General features: G+C 72.5%; 2 protein-coding genes and 1 pseudogene. All 3 read left to right on the top strand.

All coding sequences use genetic code 11. From position 1 onward, the window contains the following. A pseudogene (locus tag KN815_RS43385) lies at positions 1-146 on the top strand (acyl-CoA dehydrogenase); the annotation flags it as partial. Positions 147-383: 237 nt separating this feature from the next. After that, the gene (locus tag KN815_RS43380; RefSeq protein ID WP_216347251.1) at positions 384-1,967 is read left to right on the top strand and encodes a 4-coumarate--CoA ligase family protein; all 1,584 of its coding nucleotides are present in this window, start codon (positions 384-386) and stop codon (positions 1,965-1,967) included. A gap of 26 nt (positions 1,968-1,993) precedes the next feature. Next, positions 1,994-2,930 (top strand): enoyl-CoA hydratase family protein (locus KN815_RS43375; RefSeq protein ID WP_308403704.1); only part of this gene is annotated, 937 nt, incomplete at its 3' end.

Genomic DNA, 2,930 nt, shown 5'->3' with positions numbered 1-2,930 from the left:
CCCTTGGCGGCAACGGTCTGACCGTCGAGTACGGGCTGGCCCGGCTGATCACGGCGGCACGGGTGGCCCGGATCGCCCCCGTCAGCCGGGAGATGATCCTCAACTACGTCTCCCACCAGACCCTGGGCCTGCCGAAGTCGTACTGACCGTTTCCTTAACTACGTCTCCCACCAGACCCTGGGCCTGCCGAAGTCGTACTGACCGTTTCCTTCCGCCGCCAGAGCCGGGCGGAGGCGTCGTAACGGCCTTACCGGCGTCGTAACGGCCTTACGGGCGCCATACCGGCCTTACGGCGGCCGTACCGGACGGCGCCGTACCGGTCTCACGAGTTGGGCAGAACGGACAGGTAGGTCCATCAGAGATCAGAGCTGAGGGGAACGGCCATGGTGCTGCGCAGCGAGTATCCCGATGTCCCGCCCGTCGATCTGCCCATCCACGACGCCGTACTGGCCCGCGCGGCCGAGGAGTTCGGCGACCTGACCGCGCTGGTGGACGGCGTGACCGGGGCGGCTCTGAGCTATGCCGCCCTGGATCGCGCCTCCCGCCGGATCGGGGCCGCGCTGGCCGAGGCGGGGGTGCGCAAGGGCGATGTGCTGGCCCTGCACAGCCCCAACTCGATCATGTACCCACCGGCCTTCTACGGCGCGACCCGCACCGGGGCAGCGGTCACCACGGTGCATCCGCTGGCGACGCCGGAGGAGTTCGCCAAACAGCTCCGGGACGCGGCCGCGTCCTGGGTCATCACCGTCTCGGCGCTGCTCGGTGTGGCCCGGCAGGCCGCCGAACGGGCGGGCGGGGTGCGGGAGATCTTCGTCTGCGACGAGGCGAGCGGCCATCGTTCGCTGCGCTCCATGATGAGGAGCACCGCGCCCGAACCGGTGGTGGAGATCGACCCGGCCGAGGACATCGCGGTGCTGCCGTACTCCTCGGGCACCACCGGCACCCCCAAGGGCGTGATGCTCACCCACCGCAATGTCTCCACCAACCTGGCGCAGGTGGAGACGCTGGTCCCCAACCAGCCGGGGGAGCGGGTGCTGGCCGTCCTGCCGTTCTTCCACAGTTACGGCCTTACGGCGCTCATGAACGCGCCGCTCCGCAACGGCGGCACGGTGATCGTGCTGCCCCGCTTCGAACTCGACACCTTCCTCGCCGCCATCGAGAAGCACCGGGCCCAGGCGCTCTATGTGGCCCCGCCGATCGTGCTCGCGCTCGCCAAGCATCCGGCGGTGGACGGCCACGACCTGTCGTCGGTGCGGTACGTGCTGAGCGCGGCGGCCCCGCTGGACGCCCGGCTCGCGGAGGCGTGCGCCCGGCGGCTCGGCGTACCGCCGCTGCTCCAGGCGTTCGGGATGACGGAGCTGTCGCCGGGCTGCCATCTGGTGCCGCGCGACGCCAAGAACGCACCGCCGGGGACGGTCGGAAAGCTGCTTCCGAGCACCGAGATGCGCATCGTGGCCCCGGACACCGGCGAGGACCTGGCCGTGGGCGAGGACGGCGAGATCGTCATCCGCGGACCGCAGGTGATGAAGGGCTATCTGGGCCGCCCCGAGGACACCGACGCGATGATCGACGCCGAGGGCTGGCTGCACACCGGCGACGTCGGGCATGTGGACGCGGACGGCTGGCTGTATGTGGTGGACCGGGTGAAGGAGTTGATCAAGTACAAGGGCTATCAGGTCGCCCCGGCCGACCTGGAGGCCGTGCTGCTCGCCCATGAGGCCGTCGCCGACGCCGCCGTGATCGGGGTGCTGGACGGGGCGGGCAACGAGATCCCCAAGGCGTATGTGGTGCGCCGGCCCGGGACCCGGATCTCGGAGGACGACCTGCTCGCGTACGTTGCCGGACAGGTGGCCCCGTACAAGAAGGTGCGCCGCGTGGAGTTCACGGACACCGTGCCGCGCTCGGCCACCGGCAAGATCCTGAGGCGTGAACTGCGCGCCAGGGAAAGGAGCTCGACCACCCCATGACCGATGGCCCCATGACCGATGGCCCCATGACCGATCGCCCGCTGACCGACGACCCCACCGCGGTGCCGACGCCTTTCATACGGTCCGCCTTCGCGCGCGGTATCGCCACCCTCACCCTGGACTCGCCGCACAACCGCAACGCCCTCTCGACGCGCCTGGTCACCGAGTTGCGCGAGGCGCTGGCGGCGGCCGGGCGGGACGACCGCGTCCGGGCGGTGCTGCTCACCCACACCGGCACCACCTTCTGCGCGGGCGCGGATCTGAGCGAACCGCCCTCGGCGTCCGGTGCGGCCGCGCTGGTGGCGCTGTTGCGGTCGATCGTGGAGCTGCCCAAGCCGGTCGTCGCACGCGTCACCGGACATGTGCGGGCCGGTGGGCTCGGGCTGCTCGGAGCCTGCGACATCTCGGCGGCCGGGCGCGGCGCCAGCTTCGCCTTCACCGAGGCGCGGCTCGGCCTCGCCCCGGCCGTCATCTCGATGCCGCTGCTGCCCCGGCTGGACCGCCGCGCGGCGGCCCGCTACTACCTCACGGGCGAGCGGTTCGACGCCGCCGAGGCGGCCCGGATCGGGCTGGTGACGATGGCGGACCCGGAGGGCGACGCGGACGAGGCGCTGGCGCCCGTCCTCGACGGGCTGCGCCGGGGCTCCCCGCAGGGCCTCGCCGAGTCCAAGCGGCTGGTGACCGCCGATGTGCTGCGCGCCTTCGACCGGGACGGCGAACCGCTGGCCGCGCTGTCGGCCCGGCTCTTCGCCTCCGAGGAGGCCCGGGAGGGCATGACGGCGTTCCTGGAGCGGCGCGAGCCGGTGTGGGTACGGGAGACGGCGGCCGACGCGGGGGCGGATGCTCAGGTCGCGGGGGCGGATGCTCAGGCCGCGGGGGCCGCGGGGGCCACAGCCGACGCAGCGCCGGACGCTCGGGCCGCGGGCGACGCTCAGGCCACGCCGGACGCTCGGGCCGCGGGAG

Source organism: Streptomyces niphimycinicus (assembly GCF_018883605.1).
GTDB lineage: Bacteria > Actinomycetota > Actinomycetes > Streptomycetales > Streptomycetaceae > Streptomyces > Streptomyces niphimycinicus.
The sequence above is the reverse complement of the archived record's forward strand: the minus strand, read 5'-3'. Positions and strand labels throughout refer to the sequence as shown.